The following is a 21,909-nucleotide window of genomic DNA, read 5'->3' on the forward strand; positions in this document are numbered from 1 at the left end:
ACGGCGCAAGCGGGATCAGTATGCACGCGAGCAGAACCCATGCGGTGACCGCCAGCAGCCCAGTGCGACGCCCATGCCGAACAGCTCCGTCCTGCCGGGTTTCATGGCGGGTGCCGGCGGTCGCCGATCGGGTGTCGAGCCGCCAATCGTACCATTTGCGAGACAGCGCAAAACCAGCTGCGGCCGTGCTGCGGCGCGGTTGCGCGACGCATCGCCGATGCCGGATCGTCGCGAAAATCGGGTATCCTACGGCCGTTCGTTCGCCGGTGCCCTTCGGGGCCGAAGAGGGAACACAGGGCGCGCCACGCGCCGCTGTGGCTGCCCCCGCAACTGTAGACAGCGAGCCGATCTCCCCCCTCATGCCACTGGTTCCACCGGGAAGGCCGGGAGCCGGCGCCGACCTGTCAGCCAGGAGACCTGCCGGCCAGAAAGTGCGTGCGTGCCAGTCGGCGTCGGGCGGGGTGTACCGATGCGTTGGCCGCGGCGCGACACTGTCCCGGTACCCCGTTGAGTTCCGCCCCCGTTTCCATTCCTGCGTCGCCCATCGTGCGCCCGTCGGCCTGCCCGGGGCTCGTGCGCGTGGTCGCGGCCGCCGACGGCGGGCTGTGCCGGATCAAGCTGCCGGGCGGCCGGCTCGATGCGCGCCAGGCGCGTGCGATCGCCGCCGCCGCGCGTGCATTCGGCTCCGGCGCGATCGACGCGACCAATCGCGCGAATCTCCAGCTACGCGGCATTCGCGACGGCGCGGCCGACGCGCTGACGCGCGCGCTGCTCGAAGCGGGTCTCGGTCCGTCCGTCGATGCCACCTCGAATGCAGCGGCCGACGCGGCTGCGCTCGCCGCGAGCGACGACGTCCGCAACGTGATGCTCAGCCCGCTCGCCGGCCATGATCCTGCCGCGCTCGTCGACAGTCGCGCGCTCGCCGCGCCGCTCTTCGCCATGCTGGCGCGCGAGCCACGCCGCGGCGAGCTGTCGCCGAAATTCTCGATCCAGCTCGATGGCGGCGAATCGGTTGCGGCGCTCGATCATCCGCACGACATCTGGCTGGCCGCCTGGCATCGCGGCGACGGTGCGGTGCGCGTCGCGGCCGGACTGGCCGGCTGCCCGCCGGTCGCGCTCGACGCCTCGCCCGCTTCGGTCGACGTAGCGCCCGATCAAGGCGTCGCGCTGGTCCGCGCGCTGCTGCTTGCGTTCCTCGATCTCGCGCCGGCGGACGTCACGCGCATGCGCGCGCTGCTCGCAACATGCGGCGAACGCGCGTTGCTCGAACGCGCGCAGCATTATTTGCCCTTCCCGCTCGCGGCCGATCCTGAACTCGCCGGCTGGCGCCGCACGCACACCGACCCGGCGCTGCGTTTCGGCGTGCGTCCGTCGCTCGATGCGGCGCGCTGCAACGTCGGCGCGCAATTCGTGCTCGGCCGGCTCGATGCATCACAACTGGAACAGCTCGCCGCGCTGGCCGAAACCGACGGGGACGGCACGCTGTCGATGACGCCATGGCAAGGCGTGTTCCTGCATCGCGTATCGCGCGAACGCGCGCCGGCCACGCTCGATGCGCTCGCGTCGCTCGGCCTCGTCTGCGTGTCGTCCGACCCGCTGGCGACGCTCGTTGCATGCACCGGCAGCGCGGGCTGCGCGAAGGCGCACGCCGACACGAAACACGATGCGCTCGCACTCGCCGCGCGCATCGGCCAAGCGGTCGACGTGCACCTGACGGGCTGCGAACGCCACTGTGCGCTGCCGCATCCCGCGACGTACACGCTCGTCGCGGTTGCGCCCGCGCACTACGACCTTTACCGGCGCGACGCCGCTGCGGGCCTCGGCGCCCCGCTCGCGCGCCATCTGACGATTGACCAGGCCGCGGCCCGTTTGACGGGTACGCGGCACAGCCAGGACACCACCGATGCTTGACTACATTCGCGACGGGCAGGAAATCTACCGCCAGTCGTTCGCGACGATCCGCGCCGAGGCCGACCTGTCGCAGGTTCCGCCCGACCTCGAGAAACTCGCGGTGCGCGTGATCCATGCGTGCGGGATGGTCGACGTCGTCTACGACCTGCGCTTTTCGGCCGGCGCCGGCACGGCGGGCCGCACGGCCCTTGCGGCCGGCGCGCCGATCCTGTGCGACGCGAGGATGGTCGCCGAAGGCATCACGCGTGCGCGGCTGCCGGCCGACAACCGCGTGATCTGCACGCTCGGCGAGCCCGAGGTGCCCGATCTCGCGCGACATCTCGGCAACACGCGTTCGGCCGCCGCGCTCGAACTGTGGCGTCCGCATCTCGCGGGCAGCGTCGTCGTGATCGGCAATGCGCCGACCGCGCTGTTCCACCTGCTCGACATGATCGACGCCGGCGCGCCGCGCCCCGCGCTGATCCTCGGTTTCCCGGTCGGCTTCATCGGCGCGGCCGAATCGAAGGCACTGCTCGATGCCGACAGCCGCGGCGTGCCGTACGTCGCGCTGCTCGGCCGGCGCGGCGGCAGCGCGATGGCGGCGGCGGCGGTCAATGCGCTCGCGACGGAGGTCGAATGACGACCGCGCGCGGACGCTTGTTCGGGGTCGGCGTTGGCCCCGGCGATCCTGAACTGATGACGATCAAGGCGCTGCGCGTGCTGCAGGCCGCGCCCGTGGTCGCGTATTTCGTCGCGAAGGGCAAGAAAGGCAATGCGTACGGCATCGTCGAAGCGCACCTGCGGGACGGGCAGACGCAACTGCCGCTCGTCTATCCGGTGACGACCGAGGCGCTGCCGCCGCCGCTGTGCTACGAGACGGTGATCGCCGACTTCTACGATACGGCCGCCGAGATCGTTGCCGCGCATCTCGACGCAGGGCGCGACGTCGCGGTGATCTGCGAAGGCGATCCGTTCTTCTACGGCTCGTACATGTACCTGCATGACCGCCTCGCGCCGCGCTATGACACCGAGGTGATCCCCGGCGTATGCGCGATGCTCGGCGGCACGGCCGTGCTCGGCCAGCCGCTCGTCTATCGCAACCAGAGCCTGTCCGTGCTGTCGGGCGTGCTCCCCGAGCATGAACTGCGCGAGCGGCTCGCGCGGGCCGACGCGGCCGTCGTGATGAAGCTCGGCCGCAACTTCGACAAGGTTCGGCGCGTGCTCGACGAACTGGGGCTCGCGAAACGCGCGCTGTATGTCGAGCGCGCGACGATGGCGAGCCAGCGCATCGTGCCGCTCGACGAAGTCGATCCGATGGCGTCGCCGTATTTCTCGCTGCTCGTCGTGCCGGGGGAAAAATGGCAAGGATGACGACCCCGCCCGCGATCGTGATTCTCGGCGCGGGTGCGCTCGATACCGCGCGGCGCATCCAGGCGCGCTATCCGGGTGCGCTCGTGCATGGCCTCGCAGCGCGCGTCGCGGCCGACGTGCCGTACGACGATCTCGGTGCGCACCTGCGTGAACTCTATGCACGCGGGCTGCCGATCGTCGCGCTGTGCGCGGCCGGCATCGTGATCCGCTGCATCGCCCCCGCACTCGCCGACAAGGGCGTCGAGCCGCCCGTGCTCGCGGTGGCGGAAGACGGTTCGGCCGTCGTGCCGCTGCTCGGCGGGCTGACGGGTGTCAACGTGATGGCGCGCGAAATCGCCGCATGCGTTGGTGTTGCACCGGCGATCACGACGAGCGGCGAACTGCGTTTCGGCGCGTGCGTGCTCAATCCGCCGGAAGGCTATGCGCTCGCCGATCTCGCGCAGGGCAAGCGCTTCGTGTCCGATCTGCTCGCGGGCACGTCGACTCGCATCGACGGCGCGGCGCCGTGGCTCGACGATGTCGCGCTGCCGCGCGACGATGCGGCCGCGCATGCGATCCGCGTGACACCCGATGCATGGCGCGGCACACGCGACGAACTCGTGATTCATCCGCGCAGCGTGGTGGTCGGCGTCGATGCGCAGGCTATCCACGGCGATGAAGCGCTCGCTGCGCGCATCGACGCCGCTCTCGATGCGCAAGGTCTCGCGCGGCTGGCGCTCGCGGCCATCGTCGCGCCCGCATCGGCAATCGGTGATGGCGTGCTGGAAGAAGCGGCGCAAACGCTCGACGTGCCGTTGCGCTTCGTCGATGCCGACAGTGACGGCGACGCACCCACCGATGCGGCCGCCGCACTGCTTGGCCGCGCATTGCGCGTCGCACACACGCTGCGTGCCACGACGAACGGCATCGCATGCGCGGTTGCGTCGCATCCGGTCGATCCTGCCACGCTCGGCCGTGCGCGCGGCCGCCTGACGGTGCTCGGCCTCGGCCCGGGCGGCGCCGAGTGGCTCACGCCGGCCGCACGCGCCGCGCTCGCGAACGCGACCGACATCCTCGGCTACACGACCTACGTGAACATGGCCGGCCCGTTCCGCGGCGACCAGCGCGTGCACGGCACCGACAATCGCGAAGAGATGCAGCGCGCGCGCCATGCGTTCGAGCTCGCGGCCGAGGGCCGGCGCGTCGCGGTCGTGTCGTCGGGCGACCCGGGCGTATTCGCGATGGCCGCGGCCGTGCTCGAAGCGCTCGACGAAGCGCGCGACCCGCACTGGGCCGCGGTCGACCTGCGGGTGGAGCCCGGCATCTCGGCGTCGCTCGCGACGGCCGCGCAGGCCGGTGCGCCGCTTGGCCATGATTTCTGCGCGATCTCGCTGTCCGACAACCTGAAGCCGTGGGACGTGATCGAGACGCGCCTGCGGCATGCGGCGCAGGCCGATCTCGTGATGGCGTTCTACAACCCGATTTCGCGTGCGCGGCCGTGGCAGCTCGATCGTGCGCTCGATGTCGTGCGCGCGCACCGCACGGCCGATACGGTGGTCGTGCTCGGCCGCGACATCGGCCGGCCGGGCGCAACGCTCGCGACGACGACGCTCGGCGCGCTGCGCAGCGACCAGGTCGACATGCGCACGATGGTGATCGTCGGCTCGTCGACGACGCGCCGTTTCGCGATCGGCAACGCCCGCGAGTGGGTCTATACGCCGCGCTGGTATCGCTGAATCCGGTTATCGCACCGGCGTGACGCTGCGCGCGTCGGCGTGCGCGGTGCCGGCTGCGCCGCCGGCGTGCCAGAACCGGTACACGAGCACGCCGACGATGGCCTGCGCCGCGACCACGAACGCGACGCAGCCGGCCCATCCCCACCGATGCCAGCCGGGCACCGGCAGGATCGAGCCGAGGCTGCCGCCGAAGTAATAGCAGGACAGGTAGATGCCGATCGCCGTCGAGCGCGCGCTCGACGCCGCCTGCGAGATGAACGTGTTGGCCGACGCCTGTTCGACGAACACGGCGGTCGAGCTGAGCGCGAGGCCGGCCAGGATCACCGGCACGCTGTCGGACAGCGTCAGCAGCGCCCCGCCGATCGCGAGCGCGGCCGCGGCAAGCCCTGGCGCGCGCGGGCCGCGATGCCGCGCGAGGCGCCCTGCCAGCGGGGTCACGACCACCGCCACCAGAAACACCGCATAGATCGCGCCGATCCCGACCGTGCCGAAGCCGAACGGCGCGCGGGCCAGGCGCAAGCCGACGAACGTGAACGTCGCGACCTGCGACGCGAGCACGCACGCGCCGATCGCGAACGATGCGAGCAGCGGGCCGCGCGTGACGATGCGCCAGGACGGCCCCGCACCGCTATCCGCATCGTGTTCGACGCGACGCGCGATCGCGCCGGACGCCGGCAGGCTCGCGTAGATCGCAACGCCCGTGACGAGACACAGCGCCGCGACGACGTCGAGCGCATGCCGCCAGCCCCACATCGACGTCATCAGGTTGGTCGCGAAGCGGCCGGCGAACCCGCCGAGCGTCGTGCCGGCGACGAACAGCGCGCTGATCTCCGCCGACGTGCCGCGATCGAAACGCTCGGCGATATAGGCGATCGACAGTGCGAAGACGAACGGCATGACCAGGCCGGCGGCAAAGCGCGCGCCGAGAAACGACGCAAAGCTGCCCGCATGCGCAGACCACACGACCGGCAGCGCGACGGCCATCGCCGCGAGCGAGATCGCGACGCGCCGCTCGACGCGCGCGGCCAGCACGCCGACGAACGGCGCGATAATGGCGACGGCCGTCGTGGTGGCGCTCACGCCCTGCCCCGCGCGCTCCGCGCTGACGCCGAAGGTGGCCGCGAGTTCGTGCAGGATCCCCTGCGTCGAATACAGATTGAGAAACGCGGCGAAGCCGCAGAGAAAGAACGCGATGCGCGTGGTCCTGTCGTTCATCGGAGCTGCCTGGTCGTCGATGCCGACAGTCTGACGAGTGCGCCGCGTGCACGCCAATACCGTTTTCACCGCCATTGATACCGGAACGACAACAATGCTCGACCTGCGCCGCCTCCGCTATTTCGTGGTCGTTGCCGACGAACTGCACTTCGGCCGCGCGGCGTTGCGCCTGCGGGTCGCGCAGCCACCGCTGACACGCCATATCGCCGCGCTGGAAAGCGAGCTCGGCGTGCGGCTGTTCGAGCGTTCGACGCGCGCGGTGCGGCTGACGCCGGAAGGCGCCGCGTTCCTCGACCATGCGCGCAACGTCGTCAGCGCAGCCGCCGAAGCCGAGGCGAGCGCGCGCAAGATCGCGCAAGGCATCGCCGGGCGGATCGTGATCGGCTATGCGAGTTCGATCCCGATGTCCGACACGTTCCCGGACGTCATCCGCCACGCGAGCCGCACGATGCCCGACGTCGAGCTCGCGTTTCGCGAGGCGGCGACCGCCAGCCAGCGCCAGCAGATTGCGGACGGCACGATGGACATCGGTTTCGGCTGGGCATGGGACGGTGCGCCCGGCGTGCCGGTTGCGTCGCTCGTCGTGTCGCGCGAACCGCTCGTCGCGGCCGTGCCGGCCGCCGATCCGCTCGCGGGCCGTGCGAGTGTCGACATCGCGGAGCTTGCGGACGCAACCTTCGTCACCTTTCCGCCCGGTTACGGCTCGGCATTGACCGCGGCCCTGGACGACCTGTGCGCGCAAGCCGGATTCGCGCCGCGGATCGGCGCGACCGCGGCACAGATCACGACGCTCGTGTCGCTGGTGGCCGCCGAGCGCGGCATCGCGATCGTGCCGGGCTTCACGGCCACGCTGCAGCGTCCGGGCGTCGTCTACGTGCCGCTCGCCGGCACCCGCGCGGTCGAACAGATCGTGTCGTGGAACGAGCCGTTCGCGTCGGCGTGCGTCGAGCGCTTCGTCGCACTGGCACGCTCGCTTGCGCAGCCGGCATCGGCCTGATGCATGGCGAGTGAAGTGCGTCGGACCTCGCGCGATCGATCGGGAAAATCGCCCGCGTCACGCATTCCGGAACTGTGTGGAATCGGCAAGATCGTTACGTATCGGGAATCAAATAACAAAAAGAACTCCTGACTATTCACTATTCGACGCGAATCCTCCAAGATGGGCACGCCGCCGGCCGGGCATGCCCGGTCGCCCGACCGGCGGCGATACGCGGGCCAGCGTATCCCTCTTCCACTTGGAGAACACAATGAACAACAATGTGTTGCCGCGTTTCATCCCGCGCGCATTCGCCGCGGGTTGCCTTCTTGCAGTGGCGAGCGTGTCCCAGGGCGCCGGCGTCTATGCGCCCTATGTCGACGTGACGCTCTATCCGACGCCGCTCGTCGACCAGATCGGCGTCCGGCAAGGCATCCAGCAGTTCACGCTCGCGTTCGTGGTCGCGGGCAACGGTTGTGTGCCGTCGTGGGGCGGCGTGCAGCCGATCGGCAACGGCGCGAGCGGCGGCCTGCTGACCGCGCTGTCGACGTCGATCGCGAGCTATCGCGCGAAAGGCGGCGAAGTGGCCGTGTCGTTCGGCGGCGCGAACGGCACGCCGCTGATGCAGGCATGCTCGACGGTCCCCGCGCTGGCGAGCGCATACCAGACCGTGATCGACACGTACGGCCTCACGCACCTCGACTTCGACATCGAGGGCGTGTCGCAGCTGGACACGGCCGCGGTCGCACGCAACTTCCAGGCGGTCACGCAGCTGCAGGCGAGCTATGCGGCGAAAGGCAAGCCGCTGCACGTCACGCTGACATTGCCGACGATGCCGACCGGGCTTACGCAGGACGGCCTGAACGTCGTCAACGCGGCGATCTCGAACAAGACCGTGTTCGACGCAGTGAACGTGATGGCGATGGACTACGGCCCCGCGAACATCGACATGGGCGCGGCCGCGATCAGTGCCGCGCAGGCGCTCTACTCGCAACTCGATACGGCCTTCAAGTCGGCCGGCCAGCCGAAGACCAATGCCCAGCTCTGGCAGATGGTCGGCGTCACGCCGATGATCGGCGTGAACGACGTGCAGGGCGAAACCTTCACGCTTGCGAATGCGCAGAGCGTGCTGAACGCGGCGGTCAGCAACGGCTACGGCTTCTTCGGCAACTGGTCGGTCGGTCGCGATCAGGCGTGCGCGTCAGGCGGCACGTCTGCATCGCCGACCTGCTCGGGCGTCACGCAGCAGCCGTACGCATTCGCGACGATCTTCAAGCAGCTCGACGGCAAGTGGGGCGCGGGCGTCACGCAGGATCCGAACTACGGCGGCGGCTCGGACGGCGGCACGCCGCAGCCGGGCGCGCCCTGGGCGGCCGGCCAGGTCTATACGGCCGGCGCGACGGTCACCTACCAGGGCACGACGTATCAGGCGCAATGGTGGACGCAGGGCGACGTGCCCGGCCAGGCCGCCGTGTGGAAGCCGGTCGGCGGCGGCACGGCCACGTGGTCGGCAACCACCGCGTATTCGGGCGGCACCTGCGTGATGTACCAGGGCGCGAAATACTGCGCGAAATGGTGGACGCAGGGCGACAACCCGAGTGCGGGCGGTGTGTGGGTGAAATCGTGATGCGGCGTAGCGGCCGTCGCTAGGCCCCGGGCCTGCGCATCAGGGGCCGTTCACGGCGATCGATGCCGGATCGCCGGCGGACGGCCCGCTGGTCGGCGCACCCTGCCCGCCCGCCGTCAGCCGCGCGCGTGCTCGGCCAGCAGCCTGGCCTTCGCGTCGACGAGCAGCGCCGCATGCGTATCGCGATGCTGGCGGATCCGCTCGGTCGGCCCGACCACCGACAGCCCGTACCAGTCGCCGTCGAGCGTCAGCGCGACCGCAATGGCCGACAGCTCGGGCGCGCTCTCGCCGAAGTTCTCGGCCCAGCCGAGTTCGCGAAACCGGGCGGTTTGCGCGACGAGCGCAGGGAGATCCGCCACCGTCGCGTCGGTGAAGCGCTCGAACGGCAATTGCGCGCCGAGCGCCTGCTGCGCGTCGCCCGCCAGTTCCGCGAAAATCGCCTTGCCGATCGAGTTTGCATGCAGCGGGCGCAGCTCGCCCGGCGCACGCGTATAGCGGATCGCCTGCTCGGATTCGACGACGTCGAGGTACGTGACGGACACGCCCTGGATCTTGCCGAGCACGGCCGTCTCGCGGCTCGCGTCGCGCAGCGCGACGAGATGCGGATGGACGATGTCGACGACCGGATCGGTCGCGTCGATCGCGGCGGCGATCGTCTGCAGGCGGCGCGTCGGGTAGTAGCCGCCGCGCTTGCGCACTTCGTACAGGTAGCCGCGGCTCACGAGCGTGCGCGCCATCGCGAGGCAGCTCGACGCCGGCACATTGAGCAGGCGCGCGAGTTCGGTGAGCGGCAGCGGCCGCCGTTCGGCGGCGAACAGCTCGAACAGGTCGAGCGTGCGGGCAACGAGTTTGACGTCCATGACGAGTGCTTGAATCGGAACGGGAAATCGCGCACCGGGCCGGCCGCCGGGTCGATACGGTCAGTACGACTTCGGCAGCCCGAGCACCTTCTCCGCGATGTAGCACAGGATCAGTTGCGGACTCACGGGCGCGAGCCTCGGAATCATACACTCGCGCAGGTAGCGCTCGACATGGTATTCCTTCGCATAGCCCATCCCGCCGTGCGTCGCGACCGCCGTCTGGCAGGCCTGGAACGCGGCTTCCGCGCCGAGGTATTTCGCGGCGTTCGCCTCCGCGCCGCACGGCTGCCCCGCGTCGTAGCGCGTCGCGGCCTTCATCACCATCAGCCACGCGGCCTCGAGTTGCATCCACGCCTGCGCGAGCGGATGCTGGATCGACTGGTTCTGCCCGATCGGCCGGCCGAACACGACGCGCTCGCACGCATACTGCGTCGCGCGGCGCAGCGCGGCCTGCCCGAGCCCGATCGCCTCCGCAGCGATCAGGATCCGTTCGGGATTCAGCCCGTGCAGCAGGTAGCGGAAGCCGTCGCCTTCGTTGCCGATCAGGTCGCCTTCCGGCACGCGCAGGTTGTCGATGAACAGCATGTTCGAATCGACCGCCTTGCGGCCCATCTTCTCGATCTCGCGCACCTCGACGCACGAGCGGTCGAGATCGGTATAGAACAGGCTCAGCCCGTCGGTCGGCTTCGCGACCTGGTCGAGCGGCGTCGTGCGCGCGATGATCAGCATCTTGTTCGCGACCTGCGCGGTCGAGATCCAGATCTTGCGCCCGCTCAGCACGTAGTGGTCGCCGTCGCGGCGTGCCTGCGTGGTCAGGTGCGTGGTGTCGAGGCCCGCATCGGGTTCGGTCACCGCGAAGCACGCCTTGTCGCGCCCGGCGATCAGCGGCGGCAGGAAGCGCGCCTTCTGCGCGTCGTTGCCGAACACCTGCACCGGGTTCAGCCCGAAGATGTTCATGTGGACGGCCGACGCGCCGGACAGGCCGGCGCCCGATGCGCTGATGGTGCGCATCATCAGCGCGGCCTCGGTCATCCCGAGCCCGGCACCGCCATGGGCCGGATCCATCGCGATGCCGAGCCAGCCGGCCTCCGCGAGCGCCGCGTGGAAATCGGCCGGAAACCCGCCCGCGCGATCGCGTTCGAGCCAGTAATCGTCGCCGAAGCGCGCGCAGATTTTCTCGATCGCGCTTTCGATCGCGCGCTGGTCATCGGTCAGGTCGAACTGCATGGAATGCACTCCCGGAAAAAAAGGTGAGCGGTCGCGCCGCTCTCAAGAAAAAGCCAGGCGGCGCCAACGTTTCCGCTCCGAAGGACGTCCCTTTGCCGGGTGCGTCGACACGAAGCGGCCAGGCTCGGGCGCTCACAACGGAAACACGCCCACGATCACCGCGGCGAACACCATCAGCACGGTGGCGGCGAACAGGAACGGAATCGTGAATTTCTGATGCTCGGCGAGCTCGACGCCGGTCAGGCCGACGATCAGGAACGTTGCGGGCGTGAGCGGGCTCACCGGGAAGCCCGTCGTCATCTGGCCGAGCAGCGCGGCCTGCGCCATCTGGATCGGCGGCACGCCCAGCAGCTTCGCGCTTTCCGCGAGCACCGGCAGCACGCCGAAGTAGAACGAATCGGGGTCGAACAGCAGGCTGAGCGGCATCGACAGCAGCCCGAGCACGAACGGCATGTGGCGTGCATGCTCGACCGGCACGTGCGCGACCACCACGTCCGCCATCGCCTTCAGCATCCCGGTGCCGGACATGATGCCGGTGAACGCGCCGGCCGCGAGCAGCACGCTCGCCATCATCAGCGCGGCCTTGGCATGCGCGTCGATCCGCTCGCGCTGGGCCTGCACGTCCGGGTAATTGATCACGAGCGCGGCGACCGTGCCGAGCATGAACATCACCATCGGGTCAACGATGCCCGACACGAGCGTGACGAGCACGACGAGCGTCAGCGCGAGATTGATCCGGAACCGCTCCGGCCGGCGCAACGCGCGTTCGGCGTCGGTCAGCGCACGCGGCGCAATCGCGAGCGCCGCCGCACCGGCACGATCGAGCCCGAGCCGCTTCGCCTCGCGCACGCCGAGCACGTATGCGGTGCCGAACACGAACACGAGACCGACGATCTGCACCGGAATCATCGGCATGAAGATCGCGGAGCCGGGAATGTGCAGCGCCGCAGACGCACGCAGCATCGGCCCGACCCACGGCAGGAAATTGACGCCGGCGGCCATCGACGCGACGCACGCGAGGATGCGGCGATCCATCCCGAGCCGCGTATAGAGCGGCATCATCGCGGGCAGCGTGACGAGAAACGTGACGGCACCCGAGCCGTCGAGATGGATCAGCAGCGCGAGCAGCGCCGAGCCCATCACGATGCGCGGCGGATGGCAGCCGATCACGCGCAGCACGCCCGCGATGATCGGGTCGAGCATCCCGGCATCGGTGAGGATTCCGAAAAAAAGAATCGCAAAAACGAACATCCCGGCGATCGGGCCGATGTTCTGTACGCCGTGCACGATGAACTTGCCGGTCGCGAGCCCGAAACCGGCCGCAAGCGATGCGGCCACCGGCACGACGATCAGTGCGACGAGCGGCGACAGTCGCTTCGTGATGATCAGGCCGAACAGCGCGACGATGGCGATCGCGCCGATCCATGCAAGCATGATGCGTCTCCTCTTCAGCCGGTGCGCCCGTGCGGGGCCCGGCGGGTGTTCGAAGGGTCGTGCGGCACACGTGGCCGTGCGGCGCCGTCGGGCGCGCGGCACGGCCGGCGGCCGTGATGCCGGTCAGTTCCGGTGCGTGTCGTGGCCGCCGTTGTTGGCGTCGGCGAACACCTGCGCCGCGTGTTCGTTCAGCGCGGGCGGCGGCCGCCGGTACGTGGCCGGCGTGCGGCCGAGCTTGATCGGCGACGCGATGCCGCGATGCCGGCCCAGCTCGACCTTCATCTGCCGGTGCGCGACATGCGGATGGTCGAGCGCCGCATCGAGCCCGAGCACCGGCGCACACGGCACGCCGCGGCGCATCAGCTGCTCGGCGAGTGCCGCGCCGTCGTGTCCGGCCAGCGCCGTTTCGAGCAGCGTGCGCAACGCGGCGCGGTTCGCGCTGCGCGCGCGGTTGTCCGCAAAGCGCGGATCGTCGAGCCAGTCGCGCGTGCCGAGCACGTCGCACAGCGCCGCGAACTGCCCGTTGTTGCCGACCGCGAGAAAGATGTCGACGCTCGCCGTCGGAAAGCTGTCGTACGGCGTGATGTTCGGATGCGCGTTGCCGGTGCGCACGGGCGCGTTGCCCGAATGGAAGAAGTTCGGCGTATGCGGATGCAGGATCGACAGCGCGCAGTCGAACAGCGTCGATTCGACGAACTGGCCGCGGCCGCTCGCGTCGCGCTCGCGCAGCGCCATCAGCACGCCGAGCGCCGCGTTCAGCCCGGTGACGAGATCGACGATCGGCACGCCGACCCGCAGCGGTGTACCGCCGGCTTCGCCATTGACGCTCATCAGCCCCGCGAGCGCCTGCACGGCCGCGTCGTAGCCGGGCAGCCCGCCGAGCGGACCGTCCGCGCCGAAGCCCGACACGCGGCAATGGACGAGGCGCGGAAACCGCGCATGCAGCGCGTCGAAACCGAGCCCCCAGCGCTCCATCGTGCCGATCTTGAAATTCTCGACGATGGCGTCCGCGTGTTCGAGCAGGCCGAGCAACCGCTCGCGGTCGGCCGGTTGCGTCAGGTCGAGCGCGATGCCGAGCTTGTTGCGGTTCACGCCGAGGAAGTACGACGCGGTATCGCCGTCGAACGGCGGGCCCCACGTACGCGTCTCGTCGCCGGACGGCGGTTCGACCTTGATCACCTCCGCGCCGTGGTCGGCCAGGATCTGCGTTGCATACGGGCCGCCCAGCACCCGCGACAGATCGATGATGCGCAATCCCGCCAGCGCGCCCTGCTGCTCGTGTTCCGCCATGCGTCCCGCTCCTGGTTCCGGTTGATCGGACTGCCGGTTCCGGCGGCCCGGCGCCTGCGGCGCGACCTTCCGGATTCGGCGAATAATTCTTGTATGTGAATTTATATTCACACTCAGGAATTATGTTGTCAACCCCGGCGACACCCTGAATGCCATGCGGAAGTGGCCGTGGCGCACAAGTGGGGGCGACACCGAACACGGGCCGGTTGCGGTGGCATCCAGCCTTTCGCTAAGCTGGCGGGCAATCTTCATCTCAAAAAAATCGGACGGATTATTCATGAAACGGATACTGCTGGCGGCCTTCGTGCTGGCGTCGACGCTGGGCGTCGGACACGCGCAAACCCAGACGTTTCACTTCGGCGAAGGACAGACCGGGATGCCGGGCGCAGCGCCGACCGCACGGCCGGCGCCCGCGCACCGGCACGCGGCGCCGCCGTCGCCCCACCATCGACGCGCGGTTCACAAGCGCCGCCAGCCGCGCCACGCGAAACCGACGCGCAGCGGGATCTACACGCACGCGTGACCCGGCGTTCGTCTCGCGACGCCGTGCACGGAACTGTCACGAACGGCCGGTAAGATCGCAGCGGCTGCCTGTACACCGTCGCGGCACGCTGCCGGGTAACGCGCCGCCGACGCGCATTTTCTCCACGATTCAGCACCTGTTTTGCCGAACATGAGTACCGGGCCGGACACTCTCGCCGTCATCAAGGAACGCGCCACGATCGTGTGCCGTCAGCGCAGCAGCGTGCTGCTGGTCGCCCGCACCGCGTCACGCTGGTCGCTGCCGGGCGGCACGATCCGGCGTGGCGAGACACCGCTCGATGCTGCACTGCGGGAGCTCGCCGAGGAAACGCGGCTGGAGGGGCTCGCACTCGACTACGCGGTGCAGTTCGGCGGGCTGACGAAGCTCCATCACGTGTTCGTGGCCGACGTGCCGGCGCACCTGACGCCGCGCGCGAGCAACGAGATCGCCCGCTGCAAGTGGTTCACCGTCGACCGGCTCGACACGCTTCGTGCAAGCGTGCCGACGCGCAAGATCATCGAGCTGCTGCGTCTCGACTGTTTTTCGGCGATCGCGAACGGCCGGCTGCGCTGACGTCGATAGCGCCCGCGCCGGTCACGCGCGCAGGAACGGGCCGGCCTTGCGTTCGAGCAGCGTGACGAGTTCGGGCTGCATGGTCGTGTAACGGTCCGGAATGTCGAGGCACACGATCTTCTTGTGCCGCAGATGCGCCCCGAATTGCGCCGCCAGCCTCGCCTTGTGCGCACGCTCCATCACGAACACGACGTCGGCCCAGTCGAGCTGCTCGGCGGACACGCGCGTGTCCGCATCGGGCGCGAGGCCCGCCGAGTCGGTTTCGACGCCCGGCCATGCGGCGAACACCGCTTCGGCCGTCGGGCTGCGCAGCCGGTTGCGGCTGCAGAGGAAGAGTGCCCGCGTCATGTCGCTTCGCGGTGGCCGGGTGCCTGCCTGCTCACCCTTGCGGAATCGTGCCCGGGCGAACGTACGCGAGCATGTGCGGCACATAGTCGGCCTTGCCGAGTTCGACGCCATGGTGGCGCAGGATCGCGTAAGCGGCGATCGCGTGGAAGTAGAACTGCGGCAGCGCCCAGTCGCGCGCGTACTGTTCGCCCGTCATGTCGAACGCGATCCCGTTCGGCATTTCGAGCGCGATCGGCAGCGCGGCACCGCCATCGAGCGCATCCGGCGCCAGCTCGCCGAGAAACGCGAGCGTGCCGGCGATGATCGCCTGCGCGTCGGCGAGCGAGCCGGGCTGCGCATCCGCATTCCATCCTGCCTCGCGCAATGACAGCAGCGCAGCCGGCAACGGTTCGCCGCGCAGCCGGTGGACGGGCTCCATCGCCTGGAAGCACGAGAAGCGCACCTGTGCCGCGAGCGGATACATGTCGGGCGCCAGCTTCAGCGACATCGCCGCATCGGGCGCGTCGCCCGCGGCCTGCCGATGTGCGACAGCCTTGTCGAGCCACGCGGACTGCGCGCGCAGCATCTGGGTGAAGGTCGGAACGAGAAGTTGAGTCGGTGACACGCGTGCGCTCCTGTGTTGTGGTTTGCGCCACGATAGCAGCGTCGGCACGAACCTGCACCCCCGGCATGGGCGATGAGCGCGATTTAATGCGGATTCGGTGATGTGGCGCATGGCGCATGGCGCGTGCGCGTGTCGCCGCTCGCAGGACGATCACGGCACGCGGTCGCCTCGACGCTACCTCAAGGCTTGCCGTGCCGAGCCAGGAACCGGTCGAGCTGCGATGCGAATGTCTTGCCGTCGCGCGCGCTGAACGGCGCCGGCCCGCCCGTGTCGATGCCCGCGCTGCGCAGCTGATCCATCATCGCGCGCGTCGACAGGCGCTCCTCGATGTTCTCGCGGCTGAACCAGTTGCCGCGCGGGTCGAGCGCATGCGCGCCCTTGTCGAGCACGGCGGCGGCCAGCGGGATGTCGGCGGTGATCACGAGGTCGCCCGCTTCCACCAGCTCGACGATGCGCGCATCGGCCACGTCGAAGCCGGCCGGTACCTGCACGGCCTTGATGAACGGCGACGGCGGCGTGCGCAGAAACTGGTTCGCGACCAGCGTCACGCAGATTTCGGCACGACGCGCGGCGCGAAACAGCATGTCCTTGATGACGGCGGGACACGCGTCGGCATCGACCAGTACTTGCATGGCGGGTTGTTCCAATGGGTTGAAGCAGAAGCGGCGATCATAGCGCACCGCCGGCCGGCCATCAGCCGGCGCGGCCCGTGCACAGCGCGTCGGCCGTCACCCACTGCGCGCCCCACGCGTCGGCCAGCCGCGCGCCCTGCCCGATCCGCACGGCCGCATCGTCGAAGTCGACGAACACGACGTGATCGGCCGCCGCCGGTTTCGCCGGCGTCTCGCGCGTGCGCCCGTCGGACAGCACCCACAGCCAGCGCTGCTTGTCGGGCTCGCGCCGCGCCGCGCGCGCGAGCAACTGCGCGGCGGCCGCGATGCCGTCCGCGAGCGGCGTACCGCCGCCGCCCTCGACCGGTTCGAGCCAGCGCGCATTCCACCAGCGCGGCACGGCCGGGCCGAAGCGGCGCGCGGCGCCGTTGCCGCCGAAACAGATCAGCGCGGTTTCGACACGGTCGCGCGCGGCCTGGTCGAAATACGCGACGATCAGCCCCTTCGCCAATGCGAGCCGCTCGTGCGACAGCATCGACGCCGAACAGTCGAGCACGAAGCAATGCAGTGCGTGCGGCGTGCCGGCGCGTTTGCGGAAGCGCAGCTGGTCGCGATGCAGCGGGCGCCCGCGCTTCGCGGCGAGCGTCGCCGGCCATGCGACGGCCGTGCCGGCACGCGCCGTGCCCGGCACGCGCACGGCGGCGCCTGATTGCCATCGAGGACCGCGAACGGTGTTCGCGGCGGCGCCGGCTCGATGGCTCAGCGTTTTTTTAGCGGCAGCGGCACCACGCCTTTCACGTCGCGCAGCCCGGCCGGTTCGGCCGGCAGATAACCCCAGTCGCCCTGCGTTGCCGATGCATCGCCTTGTGTCTCGCCCGGTCGGTTGTCGGGCCGCTGGTGCGCATCCGTCGGCGAACGATCGTCGCGCTCGCCACCGTGATGCGACGCTCCGTGCGACGGCGGCGTCCCCGCATGGCGCCGGTGCCGCAGCACCGCGTCGGCCACACGCTCGACATGCGACACCGTCACAGCATCGGCCTGCTCCAGCGCGGCGAGCGCGCGCGCCGCGCGCAGCATCACGAGATCGGCGCGCAGCCCGTCGACGGCCGCATCGATGCACAGCGCGCTGACGCGCGCGTGGACGGCATCGTCGAAATCGAGCGCCGCCAGCCGTGCGCGTGCCGCGTGAATCCGGTCGCCGAGTTCGCGCTGTGCGGATGCATGACGCGCGCGGAACGCATCCGGATCGAGATCGAATGCAAGCCGTGCCTTCACGATCCGCTGGCGCTGCGTGGCGTCGAAGCAGTTTTCCAGTTCGACCATCAAGCCGAAGCGGTCGAGCAGCTGCGGACGCAGCTCGCCCTCTTCCGGATTCATCGTCCCGATGAGCACGAAGCGCGCGTCGTGCGCGTGGGACACGCCATCGCGTTCGACGATGTTCACACCGCTCGCGGCGACGTCGAGCAGTGTATCGACGAGCCCGTCGGCGAGCAGGTTCACTTCGTCGACGTACAGCACGCCGAGATGCGCCCGCGCGAGCAGGCCCGGCCGGAAGCGCACGCCGTTTTCAGCGAGCGCATGCGCGAGATCGAGCGTACCCGTCACCTGCTCGTCGCTCGCCGACAGCGGCAGCGTGACGAACTGCCCTTCGGGCAACAGCTCCGCGAGGCCGCGCGCCGCGGTCGATTTCGCGGTGCCGCGCGGCCCGCTCACGAGCACGCCGCCCAGCGACGGGTCGATCGCGGCGAGCAGCAGCGCCTGCTGCAACGCATCCTGCGCGACGAGCGCCGCAAACGGAAAAACCGCGCGGGCACGGTGCGTCGTCGGATCGGTCATCGCCGTCCCCCTTCCTGGAGTTGTTCGCTCGCGAGCCAGACCGCTTCGATCCGTTCGCGATAGTCGCCCGGCTGCTGCCACAGGCCGCGCTGCATCGCCTCGACGAAGCGTTCGCAGATGCCGTGCAGCGCCTTCGGGTTGTGCCGCTCGATGAACGCGCGGGTGGCGTCGTCGAACAGGTATGCGTCGGCGACGAGCGCGTATTGATGGTCGGACAGCACGCGCGCGGTCGCGTCATAGCCGTACAGGTAGTCGACGGTCGCCGCCATCTCGGCCGCGCCCTTGTAGCCGTGACGCTTCACGCCGTCGAGCCATTTCGGGTTGACGACGCGCGAGCGGATCACGCGCGCGATTTCCTCGCGCAGCGTGCGCATTTTCGGCGCGACCGGGTTCGCGTGATCGCCGTGGTAGATGCTCGGCTGCTGCCCCGACAGGTGCCGCACGGCCGCCGTCATCCCGCCCTGGAACTGGTAGTAGTCGTTCGAATCGAGGATGTCGTGCTCGCGGCTGTCCTGGTTCTGCACGACGACGTCGATCGTCGCGAGCCGCTCGCCGAACACGTCGGCCGCGGCGTCGCCCGCGCTGTTCTGCGCATACGCATGGCCGCCCCACTGGCGGTAGGCCTCGGCGAGATCGGCGTCGGTCTGCCAGCGGCGCTGGTCGATCAGGTCCTGCAGGCCCGCGCCGTAGCTGCCCGGCCGTGCGCCGAACACGCGCCAGCCGGCGCGGCGCCGCGCTTCGTCCGGTGCCACGCCCTGTGCGATCCATTGCTCGCGTTCGCGCTCGATGCGCGCACGGATCGGATTCAGCTCCTCGGGCTCGTCGAGCGCGGCCACTGCCTGCACGGCCGCGTCGAACAGGTGCATCAGGTTCGGGAACGCGTCGCGGAAGAAGCCCGACACGCGCAGCGTCACGTCGATGCGCGGCCGGTCGAAGATCTCGATCGGCAGGATCTCGAAGTCGGTCACGCGATGGCTGCCGTGCGCCCATTTCGGCCGCACGCCGAGCAGCGCGAACGCCTGCGCGATGTCGTCGCCGCCGGTACGCATCGTCGCCGTGCCCCATACCGACAGGCCGATTGCGCGCGGATAGTCGCCGTGATCCTGCAGATGGCGCTCGATCAGTTGCTGCGCGGATTTCAGGCCGAGCGACCACGCGGCCTGCGTCGGCACCGCGCGCGTGTCGACCGAGTAGAAGTTGCGGCCGGTCGGCAGCACGTCGGGGCGGCCGCGCGACGGCGAGCCGCTCGGCCCCGGCGGCACGAAGCGGCCGTCGAGCCCGCGCAGCAGCTGCCGCATTTCCTCGCCGCCGCACGCGTCGAGCGCGGGCAGCAGCGTCGCGCGCGCGCGTTCGATCACGGCGAGCGTATGCGGCCAGTCGCCGGGAGGCGTCGCGTCGGCGCCCGTGTTGCCGCCGTCCGCTGCGCACAGCCCGTCGAGCCATTGCTGCGCAAGCCGTTCGAGCCGTTCGCGCGTATCGCCCGCGTGGCGCCACGGCGATGCGTCGAGTGCCTGCAGGACGGCCGGCCGAGGTCCGGCCCACGGCGCGGCCCAGTCGGCCGCGAGCGGATCGAAGTCGTCGCCGAGCATGAGATCGCGCGCGAGCGCGCCGATCAGCCCCGCGCGTGCGCCCTTGCCGTCGCCGACCGGAAAGCGCGCGAGCGCGAGCAGCGTGTCGCGCCGCTGGCGCTCGGCGGGCGACTCGCCGAACACGTGCAGCCCGTCGCGAATCTGCGCCTCCTTCAGTTCGCACAGCCACGCGTCGACGCGTGTGAGCAGCGCATCCTCGTCACCCGTATCGCGCGGCGGCGACACGCTCAGCTCGTCATGCAGCCGGTGCTCGGCGATCGTCGCGAGGATCGTCTTGCGCAGCAGCTTCGCGCGCCTTGCATCGACCATCAGCGCTTCGTAGTATTCGTCGACCTGCCGTTCGAGATCCTGCAGCGGGCCGTAGTTTTCGGCGCGCGTGAGCGGCGGCATCAGGTGATCGATGATCACGGCCTGCGCGCGGCGCTTCGCCTGGCTGCCCTCGCCCGGATCGTTGACGATGAACGGGTACAGGTGCGGCAGCGGCCCGAGAGTCAGGTCGGGCCAGCACGCGTCGGACAGCGCGACGCTCTTGCCCGGCAGCCATTCGAGGTTGCCGTGCTTGCCGAGGTGGATGACCGCGTCGATGCGATACGCATCGCGCAGCCAGAAATAGAACGCGAGATACGCGTGCGGCGGCACGAGATCCGCGTCGTGGTAGCTCGCATAGTCGTTCTCGCCGCGCGAGCGCGACGGCTGGATGCCGACGAACACGTTGCCCGCGCGCCAGCCGGCGATCGTGAAGCGCCCTTGCCGCAGCGTCGGGTCGGCTTCGGGCGGGCCCCAGCGTTCGTTCAGCGCGTCGCGCACGGCCGCCGGCAGCCGCGCGAAACGCGCGACGTAGTCCGCCAGCGGGAAGCTCTGGAATGCGGGACGCAATGCATGCACGGCCGCGTCGTTGGTCACGCCTTCGGTGAGCCGCGCGATCAGCGCGTCGCCGTCGGGCGGCAGGTCGGCCACCGCGTAGCCCGCGTCGCGCAGCGCCGCGAGCACGCGCAGTGCGGACGCCGGCGTGTCGAGCCCGACGCCGTTGCCGATCCGCCCTTCGCTTTGCGGATAGTTCGCGAGAATCAGCCCGACGCGCTTGTCGATGTTGTCGAGCGTGCGCAGCCGGCACCAGCCGCGCGCGAGCGCCGCGACGAACGCGATCCGTTCGGCGTCCGGCTGGTAGCGCACGACGTCGACCTCGGTGTGCGGACAGCGGTACGCGAGCCCCTTGAAGCTCACCGCGCGCGTGACGATGCGGCCGTCGACTTCCGGCAGCGCGATGTGCATCGCGATATCGCGCGCATGCAGGCCCTGGTTGTCGGCCACCCACGCGTCGCGATTGCCGCCGGACAGGATCACCTGCAATACCGGCGCATCGCCGGCGAGCACGTCGTGTTCGGGGCTGTCGATCGCGCCGGCCGCGAACGCGGTCGTGTTCAGCACGAGCGCGACGCCGTGCGTGTCACAGAGCTGCGTGATGACTTCGCGGCTCACCGCGTCCTTCAGCGACGTGACCGCGATCGGCAGCGGATTCAGCCCTTCGTCGACGAGTGCGTCGGCCAGCGCATCGAACACGGCCGTGTTCGCGGCCTGCCAGTGCGCGCGATAGAACAGGATCGCGACGACGGGCGCGCCGGGCGTCCAGCGCGGCCGCCAGTCGTCGACGCTCGCACGGTCGCGCGCCGGGTGATACAGCGCCGCGGCCGGCAGCGGGCGCGGCAGTTCGGGTTCGTCGCCGAACCCGAGCGTGTGGAATGCAATGCTGCGCAGCAGCGCTTCGGCGTTGTGCACGCCGCCTTCACGCAGATAGCGCCACCACAGCCGGCACAGGTCGGGCGCGACCGTGCTCTTCGCGACGAGGTTCGGGTCTTCCTGCAGGTCGCCCGAGAACATCGCGAGCTGCTGCCCGCGCTTCGACGCGAGCGACACGGCCTGCTCGATCCCGTACGGCCAGTACGCCTCGCCGCCGAGATGGTCGATCACGACCGACTTCGCGTGCTGCAGCACGTCGTCGACGTAGAAGTCGACCGACGCCGGCTGCCGCAGGAACGTGACGTTCGCGAGCCGCACGCTCGGGAAGCCCGCCGGCAGGTGCGGCACGACGCTCGCGAGCAGCGACAGCGTCGTGTCGGCCGAACTCAGGATCACGATATCGGCCGGCTGCTGGTCGATCCGGACGACACCCTGCGTATCGTCGACGAAGCCGCCCGGTGTGGTGCGCAGCAGATGCATCGT

19 protein-coding genes and 1 riboswitch are annotated in these 21,909 nt (G+C 69.9%); of the genes, 8 read left to right on the top strand and 11 right to left on the bottom strand.

Features of this window, described 5'->3' with window-relative positions; genetic code table 11:
- The first annotated feature begins 247 nt into the window (after positions 1-247).
- Positions 248-439: riboswitch (cobalamin riboswitch) on the top strand.
- Between the two features lie 107 nt (positions 440-546).
- From cobG to cobJ, 4 genes are read left to right on the top strand one after another with little or no spacing between them, the layout of a single operon-like run.
- Positions 547-1,911 (top strand): precorrin-3B synthase, encoded by a 1,365-nt coding sequence (gene cobG / locus BCO18175_RS06650; protein WP_302480638.1) that lies wholly within the window; start codon positions 547-549, stop codon positions 1,909-1,911.
- A complete protein-coding gene (locus BCO18175_RS06655) occupies positions 1,904-2,530 on the top strand; it encodes a precorrin-8X methylmutase (RefSeq protein ID WP_046545711.1) in 627 nt (208 codons plus the stop codon). The genes cobG and BCO18175_RS06655 overlap by 8 nt, the downstream gene beginning before the upstream one ends.
- Positions 2,527-3,261, top strand: coding sequence for a precorrin-2 C(20)-methyltransferase (locus BCO18175_RS06660; protein WP_174979973.1), 735 nt, complete (start codon positions 2,527-2,529; stop codon positions 3,259-3,261). Before BCO18175_RS06655 ends, BCO18175_RS06660 begins: the two co-directional genes overlap by 4 nt.
- The gene (gene cobJ / locus BCO18175_RS06665) at positions 3,258-4,976 is read left to right on the top strand and encodes a precorrin-3B C(17)-methyltransferase (protein ID WP_174979974.1); all 1,719 of its coding nucleotides are present in this window, start codon (positions 3,258-3,260) and stop codon (positions 4,974-4,976) included. Before BCO18175_RS06660 ends, cobJ begins: the two co-directional genes overlap by 4 nt.
- 6 nt (positions 4,977-4,982) lie before the next feature.
- Here cobJ and BCO18175_RS06670 read toward each other — a convergent pair whose 3' ends face one another.
- Positions 4,983-6,191: an MFS transporter gene (locus tag BCO18175_RS06670; protein WP_254607980.1), complete on the bottom strand. Its 1,209-nt coding sequence runs from the start codon at positions 6,189-6,191 to the stop codon at positions 4,983-4,985.
- Between the two features lie 94 nt (positions 6,192-6,285).
- Between BCO18175_RS06670 and BCO18175_RS06675 the strand changes: the two genes are divergently transcribed.
- Together BCO18175_RS06675 and BCO18175_RS06680 are read left to right on the top strand one after the other, a co-directional pair.
- Positions 6,286-7,188 carry a LysR substrate-binding domain-containing protein gene (locus tag BCO18175_RS06675; RefSeq protein ID WP_174979976.1) on the top strand — a complete coding sequence of 301 codons (903 nt, stop codon included), beginning with the start codon at positions 6,286-6,288 and terminating at the stop codon, positions 7,186-7,188.
- A 250-nt stretch (positions 7,189-7,438) separates the two neighbouring features.
- Entirely contained in the window at positions 7,439-8,794 is a 1,356-nt protein-coding gene (locus tag BCO18175_RS06680) for a chitinase (protein WP_174979977.1), read from the top strand.
- Between the two features lie 116 nt (positions 8,795-8,910).
- Here the strand turns inward: BCO18175_RS06680 and BCO18175_RS06685 are convergent, their stop codons facing one another.
- From BCO18175_RS06685 to BCO18175_RS06700, 4 genes are all read right to left on the bottom strand, one after another.
- Positions 8,911-9,654, bottom strand: a complete 744-nt coding sequence (locus BCO18175_RS06685) for an IclR family transcriptional regulator (protein ID WP_174918871.1) — start codon at positions 9,652-9,654, stop codon at positions 8,911-8,913.
- 60 nt (positions 9,655-9,714) lie between these two features.
- Positions 9,715-10,881 carry an acyl-CoA dehydrogenase family protein gene (locus tag BCO18175_RS06690; protein WP_174969113.1) on the bottom strand — a complete coding sequence of 389 codons (1,167 nt, stop codon included), beginning with the start codon at positions 10,879-10,881 and terminating at the stop codon, positions 9,715-9,717.
- Between the two features lie 132 nt (positions 10,882-11,013).
- Entirely contained in the window at positions 11,014-12,315 is a 1,302-nt protein-coding gene (locus BCO18175_RS06695; protein ID WP_174979978.1) for a CitMHS family transporter, read from the bottom strand.
- 123 nt (positions 12,316-12,438) lie between these two features.
- The gene (locus BCO18175_RS06700; protein WP_174979979.1) at positions 12,439-13,605 is read right to left on the bottom strand and encodes a CaiB/BaiF CoA transferase family protein; all 1,167 of its coding nucleotides are present in this window, start codon (positions 13,603-13,605) and stop codon (positions 12,439-12,441) included.
- Positions 13,606-13,882: 277 nt separating this feature from the next.
- On the opposite strand from BCO18175_RS06700, the gene BCO18175_RS06705 reads away from it, so the two are divergent.
- Positions 13,883-14,128: a hypothetical protein gene (locus BCO18175_RS06705; RefSeq protein ID WP_174969115.1), complete on the top strand. Its 246-nt coding sequence runs from the start codon at positions 13,883-13,885 to the stop codon at positions 14,126-14,128.
- A 150-nt stretch (positions 14,129-14,278) separates the two neighbouring features.
- A complete protein-coding gene (locus BCO18175_RS06710) occupies positions 14,279-14,701 on the top strand; it encodes an NUDIX hydrolase (RefSeq protein ID WP_043182812.1) in 423 nt (140 codons plus the stop codon).
- A gap of 21 nt (positions 14,702-14,722) precedes the next feature.
- On the opposite strand, the gene BCO18175_RS06715 is transcribed toward BCO18175_RS06710, so the two are convergent.
- From BCO18175_RS06715 to cobN, 6 genes are all read right to left on the bottom strand, one after another.
- Entirely contained in the window at positions 14,723-15,049 is a 327-nt protein-coding gene (locus BCO18175_RS06715; protein ID WP_174979980.1) for a low molecular weight protein tyrosine phosphatase family protein, read from the bottom strand.
- A 31-nt stretch (positions 15,050-15,080) separates the two neighbouring features.
- On the bottom strand, positions 15,081-15,653 hold the full coding sequence (locus BCO18175_RS06720) for a DUF1993 domain-containing protein (RefSeq protein WP_174969117.1): 573 nt from the start codon (positions 15,651-15,653) through the stop codon (positions 15,081-15,083).
- Between the two features lie 179 nt (positions 15,654-15,832).
- Positions 15,833-16,285 (bottom strand): YaiI/YqxD family protein, encoded by a 453-nt coding sequence (locus BCO18175_RS06725; protein WP_122945342.1) that lies wholly within the window; start codon positions 16,283-16,285, stop codon positions 15,833-15,835.
- Between the two features lie 61 nt (positions 16,286-16,346).
- Complete coding sequence (locus tag BCO18175_RS06730) at positions 16,347-16,955, bottom strand: vWA domain-containing protein (RefSeq protein WP_174980110.1); 609 nt, start codon at positions 16,953-16,955, stop codon at positions 16,347-16,349.
- A gap of 68 nt (positions 16,956-17,023) precedes the next feature.
- Positions 17,024-18,100 (bottom strand): ATP-binding protein, encoded by a 1,077-nt coding sequence (locus BCO18175_RS06735; protein ID WP_174979981.1) that lies wholly within the window; start codon positions 18,098-18,100, stop codon positions 17,024-17,026.
- A complete protein-coding gene (cobN, locus tag BCO18175_RS06740) occupies positions 18,097-21,906 on the bottom strand; it encodes a cobaltochelatase subunit CobN (RefSeq protein ID WP_174979982.1) in 3,810 nt (1,269 codons plus the stop codon). Before cobN ends, BCO18175_RS06735 begins: the two co-directional genes overlap by 4 nt.
- Positions 21,907-21,909: the final 3 nt, after the last annotated feature.

It is taken from the genome of Burkholderia lata, assembly GCF_902499335.1.
GTDB lineage: Bacteria > Pseudomonadota > Gammaproteobacteria > Burkholderiales > Burkholderiaceae > Burkholderia > Burkholderia lata_B.